Origin of the sequence: Phenylobacterium sp. (genome assembly GCF_013911965.1) — a bacterium.
Classification (GTDB): Bacteria; Pseudomonadota; Alphaproteobacteria; order Caulobacterales; family Caulobacteraceae; genus Phenylobacterium.
Map to the genome: position 1 here is coordinate 214,521 of NZ_JACESE010000003.1, position 18,702 is coordinate 233,222.

At 69.9% G+C, this 18,702-nt stretch carries 18 protein-coding genes; 6 read left to right on the forward strand and 12 right to left on the reverse strand.

Annotated elements, in window-relative coordinates; genetic code table 11:
* Positions 1-8 precede the first annotated feature (8 nt).
* Positions 9-821, reverse strand: a complete 813-nt coding sequence (locus tag H2041_RS04580) for a universal stress protein (RefSeq protein WP_293409948.1) — start codon at positions 819-821, stop codon at positions 9-11.
* 168 nt (positions 822-989) lie between these two features.
* Between H2041_RS04580 and H2041_RS04585 the strand changes: the two genes are divergently transcribed.
* Genes H2041_RS04585 through H2041_RS04595 form a run of 3 tightly spaced genes read left to right on the forward strand, consistent with a single transcriptional unit; the run spans position 990 to position 3,112 of the window.
* Positions 990-1,583 (forward strand): HD family hydrolase, encoded by a 594-nt coding sequence (locus H2041_RS04585; RefSeq protein ID WP_293410081.1) that lies wholly within the window; start codon positions 990-992, stop codon positions 1,581-1,583.
* A 2-nt stretch (positions 1,584-1,585) separates the two neighbouring features.
* Positions 1,586-2,098: a hypothetical protein gene (locus H2041_RS04590; protein ID WP_293409949.1), complete on the forward strand. Its 513-nt coding sequence runs from the start codon at positions 1,586-1,588 to the stop codon at positions 2,096-2,098.
* 18 nt (positions 2,099-2,116) lie between these two features.
* Complete coding sequence (locus H2041_RS04595; protein WP_293409950.1) at positions 2,117-3,112, forward strand: NAD regulator; 996 nt, start codon at positions 2,117-2,119, stop codon at positions 3,110-3,112.
* On the opposite strand, the gene H2041_RS04600 is transcribed toward H2041_RS04595, so the two are convergent.
* From H2041_RS04600 to H2041_RS04610, 3 genes are all read right to left on the reverse strand, one after another.
* A complete protein-coding gene (locus tag H2041_RS04600) occupies positions 3,048-3,998 on the reverse strand; it encodes a sterol desaturase family protein (RefSeq protein WP_293409951.1) in 951 nt (316 codons plus the stop codon). The genes H2041_RS04595 and H2041_RS04600 overlap by 65 nt on opposite strands.
* Positions 3,995-4,384 carry a hypothetical protein gene (locus H2041_RS04605; RefSeq protein WP_293409952.1) on the reverse strand — a complete coding sequence of 130 codons (390 nt, stop codon included), beginning with the start codon at positions 4,382-4,384 and terminating at the stop codon, positions 3,995-3,997. Before H2041_RS04605 ends, H2041_RS04600 begins: the two co-directional genes overlap by 4 nt.
* A 121-nt stretch (positions 4,385-4,505) precedes the next feature.
* Positions 4,506-5,054 (reverse strand): porin family protein, encoded by a 549-nt coding sequence (locus tag H2041_RS04610; protein ID WP_293409953.1) that lies wholly within the window; start codon positions 5,052-5,054, stop codon positions 4,506-4,508.
* A gap of 201 nt (positions 5,055-5,255) precedes the next feature.
* Between H2041_RS04610 and H2041_RS04615 the strand changes: the two genes are divergently transcribed.
* Positions 5,256-6,377, forward strand: a complete 1,122-nt coding sequence (locus tag H2041_RS04615) for a beta-ketoacyl-ACP synthase III (RefSeq protein ID WP_293409954.1) — start codon at positions 5,256-5,258, stop codon at positions 6,375-6,377.
* 7 nt (positions 6,378-6,384) lie between these two features.
* Here H2041_RS04615 and H2041_RS04620 read toward each other — a convergent pair whose 3' ends face one another.
* From H2041_RS04620 to H2041_RS04645, 6 genes are all read right to left on the reverse strand, one after another.
* A complete protein-coding gene (locus tag H2041_RS04620) occupies positions 6,385-6,612 on the reverse strand; it encodes a hypothetical protein (protein WP_293409955.1) in 228 nt (75 codons plus the stop codon).
* 2 nt (positions 6,613-6,614) lie between these two features.
* Complete coding sequence (gene ppdK, locus H2041_RS04625) at positions 6,615-9,305, reverse strand: pyruvate, phosphate dikinase (RefSeq protein WP_293409956.1); 2,691 nt, start codon at positions 9,303-9,305, stop codon at positions 6,615-6,617.
* Between the two features lie 8 nt (positions 9,306-9,313).
* Positions 9,314-11,314 (reverse strand): glycine--tRNA ligase subunit beta, encoded by a 2,001-nt coding sequence (gene glyS / locus H2041_RS04630; protein ID WP_293409957.1) that lies wholly within the window; start codon positions 11,312-11,314, stop codon positions 9,314-9,316.
* A 4-nt stretch (positions 11,315-11,318) separates the two neighbouring features.
* A complete protein-coding gene (locus H2041_RS04635; protein WP_293409959.1) occupies positions 11,319-12,221 on the reverse strand; it encodes a glycine--tRNA ligase subunit alpha in 903 nt (300 codons plus the stop codon).
* A gap of 85 nt (positions 12,222-12,306) precedes the next feature.
* Entirely contained in the window at positions 12,307-12,825 is a 519-nt protein-coding gene (locus tag H2041_RS04640; protein ID WP_293409961.1) for a hypothetical protein, read from the reverse strand.
* Between the two features lie 66 nt (positions 12,826-12,891).
* Complete coding sequence (locus H2041_RS04645; protein WP_293409964.1) at positions 12,892-13,782, reverse strand: fasciclin domain-containing protein; 891 nt, start codon at positions 13,780-13,782, stop codon at positions 12,892-12,894.
* A 412-nt stretch (positions 13,783-14,194) separates the two neighbouring features.
* Here H2041_RS04645 and H2041_RS04650 point away from each other — a divergent pair, with 412 nt between their 5' ends.
* Both H2041_RS04650 and H2041_RS04655 read left to right on the forward strand, forming a co-directional pair.
* The gene (locus H2041_RS04650; RefSeq protein ID WP_293409967.1) at positions 14,195-14,533 is read left to right on the forward strand and encodes a P-II family nitrogen regulator; all 339 of its coding nucleotides are present in this window, start codon (positions 14,195-14,197) and stop codon (positions 14,531-14,533) included.
* A 30-nt stretch (positions 14,534-14,563) separates the two neighbouring features.
* Entirely contained in the window at positions 14,564-16,027 is a 1,464-nt protein-coding gene (locus tag H2041_RS04655; protein WP_293409969.1) for an ammonium transporter, read from the forward strand.
* Positions 16,028-16,091: 64 nt separating this feature from the next.
* On the opposite strand, the gene H2041_RS04660 is transcribed toward H2041_RS04655, so the two are convergent.
* Both H2041_RS04660 and H2041_RS04665 read right to left on the reverse strand, forming a co-directional pair.
* Complete coding sequence (locus tag H2041_RS04660; RefSeq protein ID WP_293410084.1) at positions 16,092-16,994, reverse strand: 4-(cytidine 5'-diphospho)-2-C-methyl-D-erythritol kinase; 903 nt, start codon at positions 16,992-16,994, stop codon at positions 16,092-16,094.
* Between the two features lie 13 nt (positions 16,995-17,007).
* Positions 17,008-18,702, reverse strand: coding sequence for a tetratricopeptide repeat protein (locus H2041_RS04665; protein ID WP_293409971.1), 1,695 nt, complete (start codon positions 18,700-18,702; stop codon positions 17,008-17,010).

The window sequence follows — 18,702 nt, forward strand, 5'->3', positions numbered from 1 at the left end:
ACCTCGTACTAGTGGGACAGGAACAGAGACGGGGAATCGGCGGCGAGAAGCGACCGCGTCGTGCCGCCGAAGATGAACTCCTGAAGCCGCGGGTGACCGAAGGCGCCGGCCACCAGGATGTCTGCCCCGGCCTTCTTGGCCGCGTAGAGCAGCATGGGCGCGGCCTCGCCGGAATCGGGCAGAACCTCGACCTCGGCCTTCACGCCCCGGGCGGCGTAGTAGTCCTGCAGGCGCGCCGGGTCGTGGGCGCGGGTGGTCGCACGCGGGGCCGTGAGAATGACCACCTTCTCGGCCTTCTGCAGCAGGGGGGTCGACTGGCGGGCGGCGCGGGAGGCCTCCTTGCCGCCATCCCAGGCGACGGCCACGACGCCCCCGACCTTCAGGCCCGGGCGGGCGATAATGACCGGTCGCTGCTCGTCGGCGAGCAACTCCTGGAAGGCCTCCGCCAGGGCGCCGCGTCCCCGGGCCGGCTCATCGGAGAAGATCACCACGTCGGACAGCCGGCTTTCGGCCGAGAGGTTCGCCCAGACCGGTGTCTCCAGGGCGATGAAGGCCTTGTTCCCATAGGCGACGCCGTCCATGGCCTCGCGGGCTTTCCGCTCGCCCACGGCGGCGGCTTCCTTGAGCGACTCCAGCGCCGTGGCCTGCACCCCGCCCATGAAGCCCTCGCCCATCCAGGGCATGACGTCGGCCACGTCGGCCGGGGTATAGACGCCCGCCAGACGCGCATCGAATGCGCCGGCGATCAGGGCGCCGGCCTCCAGCACGGCGCGGTCGCTCTCGCCGCCAGACAGCGGCGCCATGATTCTCGCCCAGGTCATTTGCTTCCCTTTCCTATCGTCCCGATGATGGGGCCGGGGTCGATCTTCGCATTGATCTTTGCCAATCCAACCGGTGGTCGACCGCCTTGACCATGAAACCTTGAGAGGAACGCTTCGGTGAGAAAAGGGCTGCGTCGCCGAACGACGGAACCCCGGGCCTGGCAGCGCATGCTGTCGGGGCGACGGCTAGACCTGCTCGACCCCTCGCCCATGGACATCGAGATCGAGGATATCGCCCACGGCCTCGCCCGCGTCGCGCGCTGGAACGGCCAGACCCTGGGCGACCACGCCTTCTCCGTGGCCCAGCATTCGCTGGTGGTGGAGGAGATCGTGGCCCACATCCAGCCGGACATCGCGCCGAAATGGCGGCTGGCGGCCCTGCTCCACGATGCGGCCGAGTACGTCATCGGCGACATGATCTCGCCGTTCAAGGCCGCCCTCGGCTTCGACTACAAGGTGTTCGAGGAACGGCTGGAGACGGCGATCCACGTCCGCTTCGGCCTGCCGGCCAAGCCGCCCGCCTGGGTGAAGACGCTGATCAAGCAGGCCGACCACGCCTGCGCCCACTTCGAAGCCACCCAGCTTGCAGGGTTCAGCAAGGCCGAGGCCCTGGACTTCTTCGGCGCCCCGCCGGAGGGCTACGATCTGCGGATCGAGCCCCTGCCCCCGTCGCAGGCGCAGGAGCGCTATGTGCAGCGCTATCACGTCCTCTCCGAAGCCGCCGGCTTTGCACCCGCCGACGCCGCCTTCGATACGGAGTAGCCATGACCCTGATCGTCTGCGGACTTGCCGACCTGCCGGGACTGGTGGCCGCGCGCCGCCCTTCGCACGTGGTGACGCTGCTCAGCCCCGAATCGATGATCGAGACGCCCGAGGGAATCCACGCCGAGCGCCACCTGCGCATCGGCATCAACGACATCGCCGAGCCGATGGACGGCATGGTGTGCCCGGACGAATCCGTGGTGGAGCGGCTGATCGCCTTCGGGGAGACCTGGGACGAGGCTTCGCCGATGATCGTCCACTGCTGGGCGGGCATCAGCCGATCCACCGCCAGCGCCTTCACCCTGGCCTGCGCGCGCAACCCGCAGATCGACGAGACGGCGATCGCCCGCACCATGCGGCGGCTCGCGCCGCACGCCTATCCGAACCGGCGGATCATCGCCCTGGCGGACGATATGCTCGGCCGCGGCGGCCGCATGGTGGATGCGGTCGAGGCCATGGGCGCGAGCAGTTTCGTCAGCATGGGCGTTCCCTTCGACTTTCCCCCGCGGCACTGATCGCGCAAGAGTGCGGCGATGAGCCAACCTCCCGTCGTCATCGGCCTTTCGGCCGTGGTGGTCGCCGTACGCGACGGCGAAGCCATGGTGCTGACGGTTCGGCCGCGGGATAGCGCGAGCGGCGAGGCCTCGCCCCTGTCGGGCCTGCCGTTCGGCCCGTTCGACCCGGCCGGCCACCGAACGTTCGAGCTCGCCCTGCGCGCCTTCGTGACGGCCCAGACGCGGTTCGAGCTGGGCTATGTGGAGCAGCTCTACACTTTCGGCGATCGCGGCCGCGACGCGCCGCTGGCCGACATGGGCGAAGGCGAGGAAGGCGCCGGCCGGGTGATCTCCATCGGCTACCTCGCCCTGACGCCCGCCGCAGTGGAGACCCACGCGCCCGACACCGCCTGGTCGCCCTGGACTCGCTTCTTTCCCTGGGAGGACTGGCGCAACGGCCGGCCGGCGGCCATGGAGCCGATCGAGGACGCGCTGCGGCAGTGGTCGGCCGCCGCGCCGCCCCCGCATCGCGAAGGGCGTCTGGCGCGGGCGAGGCTCGCCTTCGCCCTGGACGGCTCGCCCTGGAACGAGGAGCGCGTGCTCGAGCGGTATGAACTGCTCTACGGCGCGGGGCTGGCGCCGGAAGCCGGCCGCGACCGCGGCGAATCGAGCGGCGAGCGCTCCGACGCGCTCAAGGCGGCGCTCGGCGAACCGATGATCTCGGACCACCGCCGTATTCTGGCGACGGCGCTCAGCCGCCTGCGGGGCAAGATCAAGTACCGGCCGGTGGTCTTCGAACTGATGCCCGAGACCTTCACGCTCTCAGCCCTGCAGCGGGCGGTCGAGGCGCTGACGGGCGTGCCCCTGCACAAGCAGAACTTCCGCCGGGCCCTGGAGCGGAGCGGGCTGGTGGAAGGGATCGGCCGGATGGACGCCGACACCGGCGGCCGCCCCGCCGAGCTCTTCCGCTTCAGGCGGGAGATCCTGAGCGCGCGTCCGGTGTCGGGCCTGTCGCTTCCGCTGCTGCGGGAGTGATCTGCGGCCGGGCGGCGGCCCAACGGGCGCGGATCTGGTCGGAGGTCTCGCGGCTGCCGTCCGGGCTCCAGCCGGGGGGGCCGAAGAGCCAGCCGACGGCGTGCCGGGGCTGGCGGACGATATCCCGGCCGATGGCCGCCCACTCGTGGAAGGCCACCCGCAACAGGTTGAACGTCGCCAGGTTCTTCACCACGCCGTAGCGGCAGGGCTCCTCGTCCAGCTCCGGCTGGAAGGTGCCGAACAGGCGGTCCCAGACGATGAGGATGCCGGCATAGTTCCGGTCCAGATAGCGCGGGTTGCGGGCGTGGTGGACCCGGTGATGCGACGGCGTGTTGAAGACCGCCTCGAACCAGCGCGGCATCCTTCCGATCGCCTCGGTGTGGATCCAGAACTGGTAGACGAGGCTGATCCCCTTCTGGATCGCCACCATGGCCGGCGGGAAGCCGATGAAGGAGAGCGGAAGCCAGAGCAGCCATGTCCCGGCCACCCCGCCCGTCCAGGTCTGCCGCAGGGCGGTGGAGAGATTGTAGTGCTGGGACGTGTGGTGGTTGACGTGGCTGGCCCACCAGAACCGCCGCTCGTGCGCCAGCCGGTGGAACCAGTAGTAGGTCAGGTCCTCCAGAAGGAAGACGGCGAGCCACGCCCAGGCGGCCGACATCGGAATGTCGAACAGTCGATGCTGGTAGACCCACAGGCTGGCGGCGAAGACGACGCCCGCCGTGGCGAGGCCGGCCACGGTGCTGCCCAGGCCCATGGCGAGCGAGACCAGGGTGTCCTTGGGCTCGTAATTCGCCTTGGCCCGGCCAAGGCGCGCCAGAACGATCTCCAGGATGATGGCCAGAATGAAGAAAGGCGTGGCCAGGGTGACCGGGTCGAGGTCCTTCATGCGGCGAGGTCCGCCGGCGGCCACTGGTCGAAGGCGAGTTCGGCCCGCGGCGCGGCGACTTCCCCGAGTTCGATGCGCAGCCGCCCGTTGCGGAACATCGCCGCGGAGACCTGCGCCCAGCAGGTGCAGCGCGCGGCATGGCCGTCGCCGACCTGCATCAGCACCAGCGCCTTGGCTCCCGATCGCGCCAGGGCGCCCTTGCCGTCGCGGGCGATCCACAGGCGATCGATACGTGCGGCCGGAAACTCCTCGGCGAACAGGGCGCGGGCCCGGGCTTCGTCGAGGGCCGGCGCGGGGCGGCCGTGGCGAGCCCAGGCGGCGAGGCCGACCAAGGCGGCGACCGCGCCCATGGAGCCCGCGAACTGCAGAAAGAACGCCTTGTCCAAGGTCTTTTTTCCTCCCTGGCGCGACGCTCTCCCGTCCGGCGACCGTGGTCAAGGCAGCAAAACGGCGCGCCCGGACACCGGGCGCGCCGCATTGTGGCCGCTATGGCTCGGCCGGAGCCGATCAGAACTTGCGGACGTAGCCGATCGACCAGACGTCGGCTTCGCCGCCGTCGTCCTGGAAGTCGTGGCGGGTGTAGTCGAGTTGGACGCCGTTCTGGCCGTCGATGAAGTAGCGGCCGCCGACGCCATAGTTCCAGCTGTCGCCGTCGCCGGTCTGCGAGATGCCGGCGGCGGAGGTCTCGATCTCCGTCGTGCCGTAACCGACCCGAGCATAGAGGTCGGCGTTCGGCCGCACCGGCAGGAAGCCCACGCCGTAGATGGCGGCGCTGTGGTTCAGTTCGACATTGATCGGCGACCCGCCGATGCTCACCGGCGGCTGGTAGTCGTCGTCCTTCACGCCTGCGGCCAGTTCGCCTTCGACGCCGAAGTAGGGATTGAGCTTGGCGCCGACGCGCCCCTGGATCGCGCCGAGATCGACGCCTTCGGTGCGGCTCTGGGCGTAGCCGACGGAGCCGTAGATTTCCGGGCTCGACAGGGTCTGGGCCTGGGCCAGGGCCGGAACGGCGGCGAGGACGGCGAGGGTCGAGGCGGCGGTGATGAGAGACTTCATACGCTTTTACTCCGTGTTCTTCGCGCTCCCCCGAGCCCGTCCTAGGTGGCGGCCAAACGCGGCGGATTCCTGTCGGTTCGCCGACTTTCCAAGGGCCGCCGCCATCTGTGGCCCGAGGGCAACACCGGCTTGCGGCGCCCTCCCCGCGACGTGCTATCAACGGCGCATCGGCCCGAAAGAGGCCGCCATCGGAGAAGCGACTTGCGTAACGCCGTCATCGCCGCGACCGGCCTCTACACCCCGCCGCACAGCCTTTCGAACGCCGAGCTTGTGGCCACCTTCAACGCCTATGTGGAGCGCTTCAACGCGGCCAACGCCGAGGCCATCGCCGCCGGGGAGGTCGAGGCCCTGACCCCCTCCTCCGAGGCCTTCATCGAGAAGGCCTCGGGCATCAAGTCGCGCTATGTGATGGACAAGTCCGGGCTGGTCGACCCCGAGGTCATGCGCCCGATCATACCGGAACGGCCCAACGAGGAGATCTCGATCCTCGCCGAGATCGCCGTGGCCGCCGCCGAACAGGCGATCGCGGCCTGGGGCAAGCCGGCCAGCCGGATCGACGCCGTGATCTGCGCCGCCTCCAACATGCAGCGGGCCTATCCGGCCATGGCCATCGAGGTGCAGCAGGCGCTCGGCGTCGACGGCTTCGCCTACGATATGAACGTGGCCTGCTCGTCGGCCACCTTCGGCATCAAGACCGCGGCCGACTACATCGCCACGGGCTCGGCGCGCGCGGTGCTGATGGTGAACCCGGAGATCACCTCGGGCCATCTGAACTTCCGCGACCGCGACAGCCACTTCATCTTCGGCGACGTGGCGACCGCCGTCATCGTCGAGGCGGCCGACGAGGCCGCGCCCGGCCAGGGCTGGGACGTGATCGGCACGCGGCTGAAGACGGTGTTCTCCAACAACATCCGCAACAACTTCGGCTTCCTGAACCGGGCCGCGCCGGAAGGGATCGGCGCCAAGGACAAGCTCTTCGTCCAGGAGGGCCGCAAGGTCTTCCGCGAAGTGGTCCCGATGGTGTCGGAGATGATCGTCGACCACGCCGCCGAGCTGGGCCTCGACCCCACGGCGCTCAAGCGGCTGTGGCTCCACCAGGCCAATATCAACATGAACGAGCTGATCGGAAAGCGGGTGCTGGGCCGCGAACCGGCGCCGGGCGAGAACGTCATCATCCTCGACGAATTCGCCAACACCTCCTCGGCCGGCTCGATCATCGCCTTCCACAAGGCCAATGACGGCTTCGCCGCCGGCGAGACGGGGCTGATCTGCTCCTTCGGCGCCGGCTATTCGGCCGGTACGGTGTTCGTCAGGAAGCGCTGAGGCGGCTTCAGCGGTCCGGCGTCGACAGACGCCGAATCACCAGTTCGTCGACTTCGAGCCGGCGAACCCGCGCCCGGCCGATGCTGAGCCGGCCGATGGCGAGCGCACCGAGCGCCACCGCGCCCAGCGCAAGAGCTCCGATCGCGGCCGCGCCGAGCGCAGCCGCGCCGCCCGCCTCGGCCCCCTTCGCCACCGCGGTGCGGATCTGGATGGGAGACTTGGCGGGGGTCTTCATGCCTAGCGGTCCTTCTCGCGCTCGCCGACGGCCGACTGCGCAGCCGCCAGGCGGGCGATCGGCACACGGTAGGGCGAGCAGCTCACATAGTCGAGGCCGACCTTCTCGCAGAAGTCGATGGAGGCCGGGTCGCCGCCGTGCTCGCCGCAGATGCCGAGCTTCATCCCGGGACGTTGGGCCCGGCCGCGCTCGGTGGCGATGCGGATCAGGTCGCCGACGCCCTCCTGGTCGAGGCTGACGAAGGGATCCTTCTCGAAGATGCCCTTCTCCATATAGGCGGCGAGGAAGCGGCCGGAGTCGTCGCGGCTGATGCCGAAGGTCGTCTGGGTCAGGTCGTTGGTGCCGAAGGAGAAGAACTCGGCGTTCTCCGCCAGGTCGCCCGCCCGGATGGCGGCGCGCGGCAGCTCGACCATGGTGCCGACGAGATAGGGGAAGTCCTGCTTGCGCTCGGCGAGCACCTCCTTGGCGACCCGGTCGGTGAGCTGGCGGAGGAACTTCATCTCCTCGCCCTTGGCCACCAGCGGGTGCATGATCTCCGGGCACGGCGGGGTCTTGCCGCTCTCGGCGATCTCGCAGGCCGCCTCGAAGATGGCCCGCACCTGCATCTCGTAGATCTCAGGATAGGAGACGCCCAGGCGGCAGCCGCGGTGGCCGAGCATGGGATTGGTCTCGTGCAGCTCCTTCACCCGGCGCTCGAGCTTGCCGATCTCGATGCCGGAGGCCTCGGCCAGCGCCTTGAGGTCTTCCTCAGTGTGCGGAAGGAACTCGTGCAGCGGCGGGTCGAGCAGCCGGATGGTGACCGGCAGGCCCTCCATGATGGTGAAGAGTTCGACGAAGTCGGCCCGCTGCATGGGCAGGATCTTGGCGAGCGCGGTCCGGCGGCCCTTTTCGTCGTCGGCCAGGATCATCTCGCGCACGGCGGAGATCCGATCCTCTTCGAAGAACATGTGCTCGGTGCGGCAGAGGCCGATGCCCTCGGCGCCGAACTGACGCGCGGTGCGCGCGTCCAGCGGCGTCTCGGCGTTGGCGCGGACCTTCAGCCGGCGCGAGCCGTCGGCCCAGGTCATCAGGGTCGCGAAGTCGCCGGTCAGTTCCGGCTCGATCATCTTGACCGCGCCGGCCAGGACCTCGCCGGTCGATCCATCGACGGTGACCACGTCGCCGGCCTTGAAGGTGCGGCCGCGGGCGCGGAACTCGCCCGCCTTGGCGTGGATCTGGATTTCCCCGGCGCCGGAGACGCAGGGGCGGCCCATGCCGCGCGCGACCACGGCGGCGTGGCTGGTCATGCCGCCGCGGGCGGTCAGGATCGCCTTGGCCGCGTGCATGCCGTGGATGTCTTCCGGGCTCGTCTCGTCGCGGACCAGGATGACCGCCTCGTGGATGGCGGCCAGGCGCTCGGCCTCGTCGGCGTCGAACACGACCTTGCCCGTGGCGGCGCCGGGCGAAGCCGGCAGGCCGACGGCGATGACGTCGCGCTCGCTGCCGGGATCGATCGTCGGGTGAAGGAGCTGGTCGAGGGACGCCGGCTCGACCCGCATCACCGCCTCTTCCCTGGTGATCACGCCCTGTTCGGCCAGGTCGACGGCGATCTTGAGCGCAGCCTTGGCCGTGCGCTTCCCGTTGCGCGTCTGCAGCATGTACAGACGGCCCTGCTCGACCGTGAACTCGATGTCCTGCATGTCGCGGTAGTGGCTTTCCAGCCGCTCCACCACGTCCTTGAACTGCTGGAACACCTCCGGCAGCGCCTCTTCCATCGAGGGCTGCTTGTCGCCCATCTCCTCGCGGGCGATCTTGGTCAGGGCCTGGGGCGTGCGGATGCCGGCGACCACGTCCTCGCCCTGGGCGTTGATCAGGAACTCGCCGTAGAGGCGGGCCTCGCCCGTGGACGGATTGCGCGTGAAGGCCACGCCCGTGGCCGAGGTCTCGCCCATATTGCCGAAGACCATCGACTGGACGTTCACCGCGGTGCCCCAGCTCTCGGGGATGTCATGCATGCGGCGATAGAACTTGGCCCGGTCGTTCATCCAGCTGGCGAAGACCGCGCCGATGGCGCCCCAGAGCTGCGCCTTGGGGTCCTGCGGGAAGTCCGAGCCGAGTTCGGCGGCGACCGCCTTCTTGTAGTCGGCGACGACCTTCTCCCAGTCCTGGGCGGACAGGGCGGTGTCGACGGTGACGTCCAGGCGCTCCTTATGCTCGTCCAGGATCTCCTCGAACATGTGGTGGTCGAGGTCGAGCACCACGTTCGAATACATCTGGATGAAGCGGCGATAGGAATCGAAGGCGAAGCGGCGGTCGCCCGACAGCTTGGCGAGCCCCTCCACCGTCTCGTCGTTCAGGCCCAGGTTCAGGACGGTGTCCATCATGCCGGGCATGGAGGCGCGGGCGCCGGAGCGGACGGAGACCAGCAGCGGATTGGTCGCGTCGCCGAAGCGCTTGCCGGTCAGCTCCTCCACGCGGGCGAGCCCCGCCTCGACCTGATCGGTCAGGTCGCCGGGATAGTTGCGCTCGTTGGCGTAGTAGTGCGTGCAGCACTCGGTGGTGATGGTGAAGCCGGGCGGCACCGGCAGGCCCAGGGAGGACATCTCCGCCAGGTTGGCGCCCTTGCCGCCCAGCAGATTCCGCATGGAAGCGTCGCCGTCGGCGGACCCGCCGCCGAAGGCGTAGACCCAACGCGTCTTGGTCAGGCTCGTCATCGTCCCAATCATCCCGTCACTTGGCTGAAGTCCGCCACGCGCCCCATGGCGTCGCGGACCTGGGTCAGAAGCCGCAGTCGGTTGTCCCGTTCCGCGGCGACCTCGGAGTTCACCAGCACTTCTTCGAAAAAGGCGTCCACGGGGCCGCGCAGGGCCGCCAATGCCTGCATCGCGGCCACGAAGTCTTCGCGGGCGAGCGTCTCCGCCACCCGCGGTTCGACCGTCTGCAGCGCCCCGACCAGGGCCGTCTCGGCGGCCGGCGCATCAGACATGGCGACCGCCGCGCCCACGGGCAGCGGGCCCTTCTTCTCCTCGGCCTTGAGGATGTTGGTCGCGCGCTTGTAACCGGCCAACAGGTTGGCTCCGTCGTCGGTGGTGAGGAACCCGTCCAGCGCTTCCACCCGCGCGACGATACGGACGAGGTCGTCGTCGCCCAAGGCGAAAACCGCATCGACGAGGTCGTGGCGCTTGCCCTGCTCCCTCAGCAGCACCTTGAGGCGATCTGCGAAGAAGGCGACCAGGTCGTCGCCGGCGATCTCGCGCAGCGGCAGGCGCACGCCGCCCTCGAGCACGATCCGGATGACGCCCAGCGCCGCGCGCCGCAGGGCGTAGGGATCCTTGGAGCCGGTGGGCTTCTCGTCGATGGAGAAGAAGCCGATGAGGGTGTCGAGCTTGTCGGCGAGCGCCACGGCCTTGCCGGCCGGGGTCGCCGGGACCGCATCGGCCGGGCCCTGCGGCCTGTAGTGATCGCGGACAGCGTCGGCGACCGCCGGGTCCAGGCCTTCGGCGCGGGCGTAATAGCCGCCCATCAGGCCCTGCAGTTCCGGGAACTCGCCCACCATGCCGGTGACGAGGTCCGCCTTGGCCAGGCGCGCAGCCTGGGCCGCGACCTGCGGGTCGGCGGCGACCAGCGGCGCCAGACGCTCAGCCAGGGTCGCGATGCGCTCGACCCGCTCGAACATGGAGCCGAGTTTGGCGTGGAAGGTGACGCCCTTCAGCTTCTCCAGCCGGTCCTCCAGGCGGACCTTGCGATCCTCGTCCCAGAAGAAGCGCGCGTCGGACAGGCGCGCCGACAGCACCTTGGCGTTGCCCGCGGCGATGACCTTGCCGCCGTCGGGCGCATCGACATTGGCGACCGTCACGAAGTGCGGCGCCAGCCCCTCCCGCGCCGGGTCGCGGACGGCGAAGTACTTCTGGTGCGTGCGCATGGAGGTGCGGATCACCTCCGGCGGCAGGTCGAGGAAGGCCGGGTCCATGTCGCCCAGCACCGGCGTCGGCCATTCGGCCAGGCCGGCGACCTCGGCCAGCAGGCCCTCGTCCTCGACGAGCTCCAGATTGCGCGCAAAGCAGAGGGTGCGCGCCCCGTCCATGATCCGCGCCTTGCGCTCCTCCACGTCGAGCACGACGAAGTGGGCGGCGAGCCCCGCCTGATAGCTGTCGAAGTCCTTCACCCGGAAGGGTTGGGCCTCGCCCATGAAGCGGTGACCTTCGGTGACGTCGCCGCTTTGGATGCCGTCGATGCTGAACGGCACGACGGCGCCGTCGAACAGGCAGACGATCCGCTTCAGCGGCCGGACCCAGCGCAGCGTCCCCCGCCCCCAGGTCATCGACTTGGGCCAGGGGAAGCCGCGGACGATGGCCTCGACCATCTCGGCGATGATCTCCGGCGTCGGCCGGCCCTTGCGCTCGATCCTGGCGAACCAGACGCCGTCCTGCTCGACAAGCTGGTCCTGGGTCAGACCCGTGGAGCGCAGGAAGCCTTCCATGGCCTTTTCCGGCGCGCCGACGCGGGGGCCTTTGCGTTCCTCCACGCGGTCGGCCTGGGCTTCGGGCAGGCCTTCGACCACCAGGGTCAGGCGGCGCGGGCCGGCGAAGGCGGTCATGGCCTCGGGCAGGAAGCCCTGCTCGGCCAGGCGCTCGCGCGCCATCCGCTCCAGATCGCGGCCGGCCTGAGCCTGCATGCGCGCGGGAATCTCTTCGGAGAAGAGCTCAAGAAGAAGCTGAGGCATGGCCTTAAGCGTTGCCCCCTTCATTGGCCACCCAGGCCTCGGCGCACATCTTGGTCAGGTCGCGGATGCGGCCGATATAGCTCTGGCGTTCGGCCACGGCGATCGCGCCCCGGGCGTCCATCAGGTTGAACAGGTGGCTGGCCTTCAGCACCTGGTCGTAGGCCGGCAGCACGCTGGCCTGGCCTTGCGGGCCCTTCAGGGCGAGCAGGCGCGGCACCTCGGTCTCCATGTCCTCGAAGTGGCGTTTCAGACGGGCCACGTCATAGCCCTCGAAATTGGCCGTCGACTGCTGGCGCTCGTTCTCCAGGAACACTTCGCCATAGGTCTTGGGTTCGGGACCGTCGGGATCGTTGAAGGCCAGATCGGTGAAGTGGTCGACGCCCTGCAGGTACATGGCCAGCCGCTCCAGGCCATAGGTCAGCTCGCCGGCCACCGGCCAGACGTCGAGGCCGCCCACCTGCTGGAAGTAGGTGTACTGCGTCACCTCCATGCCGTCGCACCAGACCTCCCAGCCCAGGCCCCAGGCGCCGACGGTGGGATTTTCCCAGTCGTCCTCGACGAAGCGGATGTCGTGCAGGCGCGTGTCGAGGCCGATGGCCTCCAGGCTGCCCAGATAGAGATCCTGCAGGTCGTCCGGGTTCGGCTTCAGGATGACCTGGTACTGGTAATAGTGCTGCAGCCGGTTCGGGTTTTCACCATAGCGGCCGTCGGCCGGCCGGCGCGAGGGCTGGACATAGGCCGCACGCCAGGGCTTGGGACCGAGCGCACGAAGCACCGTCGCGGGATGCAGGGTCCCTGCCCCCACCTCCACGTCATGCGGCTGCAGAATCACGCAGCCTTGGCGGCTCCAATAGTCGTGGAGTTTCAGGATCAGGCCCTGAAACGAGAGAGGCTTTTCTGAGGACATCCGACGGCGATTTTGCAGGCGCAAAAAAAGTCGGCGGACCATAGGGCCCGCCGACCTGTGCATCAAGCGCGCGCATGGCGCCTAATCAGTTGCCACTCGGCGCCGTGGCCTTGCCCGCGCGGGAGTTCGGCCCGCCGAACTGGGCGCGGTTCTCAGCCGTGTCGGGAATCGGGCCGTTGGTCACCAGCTCGACATCCATTCCAGCTCCGGTGCTGGAGGCCATCGTGCCGGCCTGAGCGGCCGACTGAGCCTCATAGCCGCCCGTCTCGCCCTTCATCCGCGCGTCGGCGGACTGGGAGTCGGGGGACATCGAGGCGTCCGACGACATGCCCGTGCGCGCGGACATGTTCGGCGGATTCACCGAAGCCTCCGCATCACCGGAAATCTGTCCCTCCGGCATGTGGGTATGGCCCTGATCGGCGCCGGTCGCCCGGGTCGAGTCCACCGACGGCAGACCCGTCTTCGAGTCCTTGGCCGAGGCCGGGCCCGACATGTTCGGGGTGGCGTCCGGCTGGGTGGACTGACCCATCTGGGCGGCGGCCGGCATGGCCGCGGCGGCGAGCGCCACGGCGGACGCGGCGGGGAGGATAAGCTTGAGTTTCATTCCTGCACTCCTTGGCGTTTGGATGAAGCCCGCAGGTCCCCCCCGCCGTCCTGGCGGGCCTTCGGCTTAGTTGCCCTGGGGCGCGGTGCGCTTACCGGCGCTCGAGAGCGGGGCGCCGTGTTCGGCGCGGTTTTCCGGTGTGTCCGGAATGGGTTGCATGGTGGCGGCGCTAACATCGATCTGCGCAGCCGCATCGCGCGCTGCGCCGGCGGCCGCCGGCGGGCTGGAGGCCGCGCCGACCATGGCCGACGTGTCCGAGCCGCTGGTCTCGGCCGAAGCGGCCGCGTCGGCCTCCATGTCGGCGGCGCCGTCGGCCGCCGCCGCACCCTGCCCGCCGGCCGAGGCGGAGGCCTCAGGCATGGCGCCCGGCATGAGCACCTTGTCGACCACATGGATGACGCCGTTCGAGGCCATGACGTCGGCCTGAACGATTTCGGCCTGGCCGACCATCAGAGCCTCGCCGCTGCCGTCCAGCTGGACATTCTCGCCGGCCACCGTGGGAACCGGGCCCTTGGCGCCGTCGATCCGGGTCGAGTCGAGACGCGCATTGATCAGGTGATAGGTGAGCAGCTTCTGCAGATCGGCCCGGTTCTCGGGCTGCATCAGCCGATCCAGCTCACCCGCCGGCAGGGCGGCGAAAGCCTGGTCGGTCGGCGCGAAGACGGTGAGGTTGCTGTTGTTCTTCAGCACGCCGGTCAGGTTGGTGGCGTCGAGCGCCTTCACCAGGGTGTTGAACTGGCCCGCCCCCTTCAGGGTCTCCACCATGTCGCCGTTCGGCTTGACCTCGTTCATGGCCGAGCCCGCCACGCCGGTGCGCTCGGCGGCGCCGGCCTGGGCCGCCGGGATGCCTTCCGACGGCGTGGAGGCCGTGGGATCGGCGGGCGCGACCTGGGCGTGAGCCGAGGCGGCCATCAGGGCGGCGGCGGCCGTGGCGGTCATAAGGCGGGTCAGATGCATCGATCTTCCTCTTAGGTTCCGTTTCCAGTCGCCGTCGGAACGGGCGCGGCGCTCGGACGCGGCCGCCGACGGACGGTCCGCACCTTTACGCGAACCGGCGCGGTCGAGTTGCTCACCTCACGGGCTCGTGAACACAGCGGCGCTTGCGGCGCCCTGCGGCTTCAAATCGCCAACTCAGGAGGCAATTGGCGCCGCCATTTTGATCATACCCCCCGAACGACTGCCCGTTTTTAGAACAGCGTTCAGCTTTCCCTAATCGCAAGCCGCCGCACGCGCCCTCCAGCGGCTCCCCCTGGCTAGCGTCGCCATTGCCGTCAGCCGACACCGTCGGGTTCGAGGCCATGGGGGCTTGGTGACGGCGAGCCAAAACAAGGGGACGCGCGGCGCGAAACGCCTGTGCGGTAGCGAGCGGATGAAACTGATCATGGCGATCGTCAAACCCTTCAAGCTGGACGATGTGCGCGAAGCGCTCGTCGCCGCCGGCGTCGAAGGGCTGACGGTTTCGGAAGTGAAGGGCTACGGACGCCAGAAGGGGCAGACCGAGATCTATCGCGGCGCGGAGTACCAGGTGAACTTCGTGCCCAAGGTCAAGCTCGAGGCGGTCGTCGACGACGCTGCGGCCGCCAAGGCCGTGGAGGCGATCAAGGCTGCGGCCGCCACGGGCAAGATCGGCGACGGCAAGATCTTCGTCGTCAATGTCGAGGAGGCGGTGCGCATCCGCACCGGCGAGACCGGATCGGCCGCCCTCTAAGCAACTGAACGGGACAAGGGGATAAAGAACATGCTGTCATTGAGGTTCAACCGGCTGGCGGGGCTGATGCTCGCCGCCGCCATCGTCGGGGCGCCCGCCGCCTCGGCCTGGGCGCAGGAAGAGGCCGCGCCGCCCCCCGCGGAGGCGCCGGCGGCCGAAGCGCCGGCCGAAGCCGCTCCGGCGGCCGAGGCGCCGCCCGTCGAGGCCGCGCCGGCCGAGGAAGCGCCGGCCGAAGAGGCCGCCGCCCCCGCCAATCTGATGCCCCACCAGCAGCCGCTGGAGCTCGATCCCGCCGCGACCGGCTGGATCCTGGTCTCCAGCTGCCTGGTCCTGCTGATGACCATTCCGGGCCTGGCCCTGTTCTATGGCGGCATGGTCCGCCGGAAGAACGTCATCGCCACCGTCGCCCAGTCCTTCGCCATCACCGCCCTGGTCACCGTGACCTGGATGGCGATCGGCTACGGCCTGGCCTTCGGCACCAATCCGAGCGAGAGCCTCAACGCCTGGATCGGCAGCTTCGACGTGATCTTCCTGAACGGCGTGACCATCGAGACCGCGCACGCGGCCACGGCGGGCCTGCCGGAGTTCCTCTGGATCATGTTCCAGCTGACCTTCGCCATCATCACCCCCGCCCTCATCGCCGGCGCCTTCGCCGAGCGGATGAAGTTCTCGGCCATGCTGCTGTTCATGGGCCTGTGGTCGATCTTCGTCTACGCGCCGATCTGCCACTGGGTGTGGGGCGGCGGCTTCCTCGGTTCGGAAGGCGTCCTCGACTTCGCCGGCGGCACGGTCGTGCACATCAACGCCGGCGTGGCCGGCCTGGTCTGCGCCCTCGTGCTCGGCCGCCGCAAGGGCTACGGCGCCGACAACATGGCGCCGCACAACCTCGTCTACACCATGATCGGCGCGAGCCTGCTGTGGGTGGGCTGGTTCGGCTTCAACGCCGGCTCGGAATGGGCGGCTGACGGCCTCGCCGCCGCGGCCATGCTGAACACCCAGGTCGCCGCCGCCGGCGCCGCCCTGTCGTGGATGATCATCGAGTGGGTCGAGCGCAAGAAGCCCGGCATGCTGGGTCTCGCCTCGGGCGCCGTCGCCGGCCTCGTGGCCGTCACCCCGGCCGCCGGCTTCGTGAACCCGCAAGGCGCGCTGATCATCGGCATCGTCGGCGGTGCGGCGGCCTATGTGGGCGCGGTCTGGCTGAAGAAGATGCTGAAGTACGACGACAGCCTCGACGCCTTCGGCGTGCACGGCATCGCCGGCCTCGTCGGCGCCCTGCTCACCGGGGCCCTGGCCGATCCGGCCATCAACAGCGCCGGCGAAGGCGCCAGCGTGGTCACCCAGGCCTATGGCGTCGTCGCGACCATCGTCTGGTCGGCGGTCGCCAGCTTCATCATCCTGATGATCTGCAAGTTCACCACCGGGCTGCGGGTCTCCGAGGAAGAGGAAGTGGAAGGGCTCGACATGTCGCTGCACGGCGAATCCCTGCACGAATAGTCGGCGTCCCGGAAACGACGCGTAACGGCGGGGGTCCTTCGGGGCCCCCGCTTCGTTTTCGGCTTCAGGACGGGGATTCGTCGCGGCTGCGCCAGGGCCCGCCCAGCCGGCAGCGGCGGACCCACCAGTCGGGGCGCAGGGCCTGAAGCCGCTCGGCCAGCTGCTCGGCCTCGAAATCGCCCGTGCAGAGGGCGAAACAGGTGGCCCCGGAACCCGACATGCGGGCGAGCAGGGTTTCAGCCTCGCCGGACAGGGCCTCCAGGACATCGCCGATCGGCGGCGCAACGCGGATCGCGGCGGCCTCGAGATCGTTGCGCTGCGCCGACAGCCAGGCCGCCAGCTCCTCGGCGCTTTCGAACGCTTCGGGCAAGGGCGGAGCCTCGACGACGCCGAAGCGGCCCAGGTCGTCGAAGGCGCCATAGACCGCGCCGGTCGGCGCCGGGACGCCCGGATTGACGAGCACGGCCGGAAGATCCGGCAGGCCCGGCGCGGGCGACAGGCGCTCGCCGCGCCCCTCCGCCATGACCGGCGCGCCCCAGAGACAGGCGGCTCCATCGGCGCCCAAGGCTGCGGCGAGCCCCTGCAGGGCGTCGTCGCTCAGGTCCAGTCCCCATGCGCCGCGCAGCAGCCTGAGCGTCGCGCCGGCGTCGCTGGAGCCCCCGCCAAGTCCCGCCGCGATCGGCAGGTTCTTTTCCAGGATCAGGGCGACCGGCGCCACGGGCCGCCTGCCGGCCTGGATCAGGGCCTCAGCCGCGCGGAGGACGAGATTGCGTCCCTCCCCCTCCAGGCCGGCGCCGAACGGGCCGCTGAGCCGGAAGCTCATCGCCTCGGCCGGGGCCACGGAGACCCGGTCGCCGATGTCGGCGAAGGCGAGCAGCGAGGCGATGGGATGATAGCCGTCGCCGTCGGGCGGACCGACGTGCAGGAACAGGTTCACCTTGGCGGGCGCGAAGGCGGTTCCGAACATGGCCGGCATGGCTCTACTTCGTCGGCGCGGCCGCCGTCTGGCGAACGCCCGGACCGGCGCGGGAGGCGAGCTTGGCTTCGGCGTCGGCCCGGATGCGCTTGTCCGGATCCAGCGTCAGGACGCGGCGCCACTGGAAGACGGCCTCGTCCCGGCGGCCGACCTGCCAGTAGGCGTCGCCGAGGTGGTTGTTGATCTCAGGATCGCCCGCCTCGAGTTCGACGGCTTCCTCGAGCTTCTCCACCGCCTTGTCGTATTCGCCGAGGCGATAATAGCCCCAGCCGAGCGTGTCGATCATGGCGCCGGACCGGGGGTTCGACGCCACGGCGCGCTCGACCATCTCCATGGCCTCCTCGAGCCGCTCGCCGCGGTCGATCCAGCCATAGGCGAGGTAGTTCAGGATGTCGGGTTCGTCCGGGTTGAGCTCCAGCGCCGCCTGCAGGTCCGCCTCGGCCTGCGGCCAGGCGCCCATCCGCTCATAGGCCGCGCCGCGGCCGAACAGCAGACGCCAGTCCGGCGCCGGGCTTTCCTCGATTAGCCGGGTCAGCGGCGGAATGGCCTCCGCATACCGTTCATTGGTCCGCAGCAGGTCCGACAGGGTGAGGAGCGCCGTGGGGTCGCCATCGGCGGCGGCCTGGCGTGCGATCTCCAGCGCCCTCTCCGGCTCGTCCGCATTCTGGTAGCTCCAGGCGAGCTTGCTCTGGGCCGCGGGATATTCCGGCGTTCCGGGCTCGGCGCGGGCATAGGCTTCGCGCGCCGCCTGCAGGTCGCCCGCCGCGGCCATCAGGTCGCCCACCATGAGCCAGGCGTCCGTCCGCTCTGGGTCGAGGTGGAGGGCCAGGCGCAGATAGACCAGGGCGAACTGGCTCTGGCGCGCCGCCAGCATGGCCGCGGCAGGCGTCAGCAGGGCCTGGGCGGCGCCCTCCTTCGGCGTCGGCGGCGGCGGAGCGGCGCGGCGATCGGCGGCGCGCGCCCGCGCGGCCGTCAGCAGGGCGTCGCGGGGATAGGCCAGGAGGCCGCGGTCGTAGAGGGCCACGGCCTCGTCCCGCCGGCCCCGCCGCTCCAGGAACTCGCCATGCGCCAGGACCATCATGGGCGCGGCCTCGGGCTCGGCGGTCAGGGCCTTGAAGTCGGTCTCGGCCTCGTCGAAGCGCCGCAGCCGCTCGTACTGGTAGGCCTGGCCCAGCAGGCCGAAGAACTCCACCAGCTTGTCGTTGGGCACGTCGGGCCGGACGATGGCGCCCTGACGGTCGCCGGCCTGAGCCGCGGCCCAGGGCGTGAGCAGGGCCGCAGCCGTGCGGTGCGGGAAACCGATCTCCTGGGCGGTGAGCAGGGTGTAGGCCTCGCGGCCGTCGCCATGGGCCATGGCGTCGACGGCGCGCACGAGGCGCGCCAGGCGCTTGGCCGCTTCGGAAGCGTCGGCCTCGGTCGGCGCCATGCGCACGGCCATGTCGATGTCGCCGCTGAGCACGGCGGCGGTGAAGGCGCGCTCGTCCAGCACGCCGACGCCGCTCTCCTCGGCTGCGCGGCCGAAATAGTCGGCGGCCTGCACGCTCTCGCCGTCGCTGAGCGCGGCCTGCCCCGCCAGGAAGAGGCCGTAGGGCGAGCGGCCCGCCCAGTCCTGCGAGACCGGCGGGCTGGCGGGCGCCGTCGCAGCGCAGGCCGAAAGGACGAGAGCGGAGACCGCCAGGGTCAGAGATCGAAGACGCAT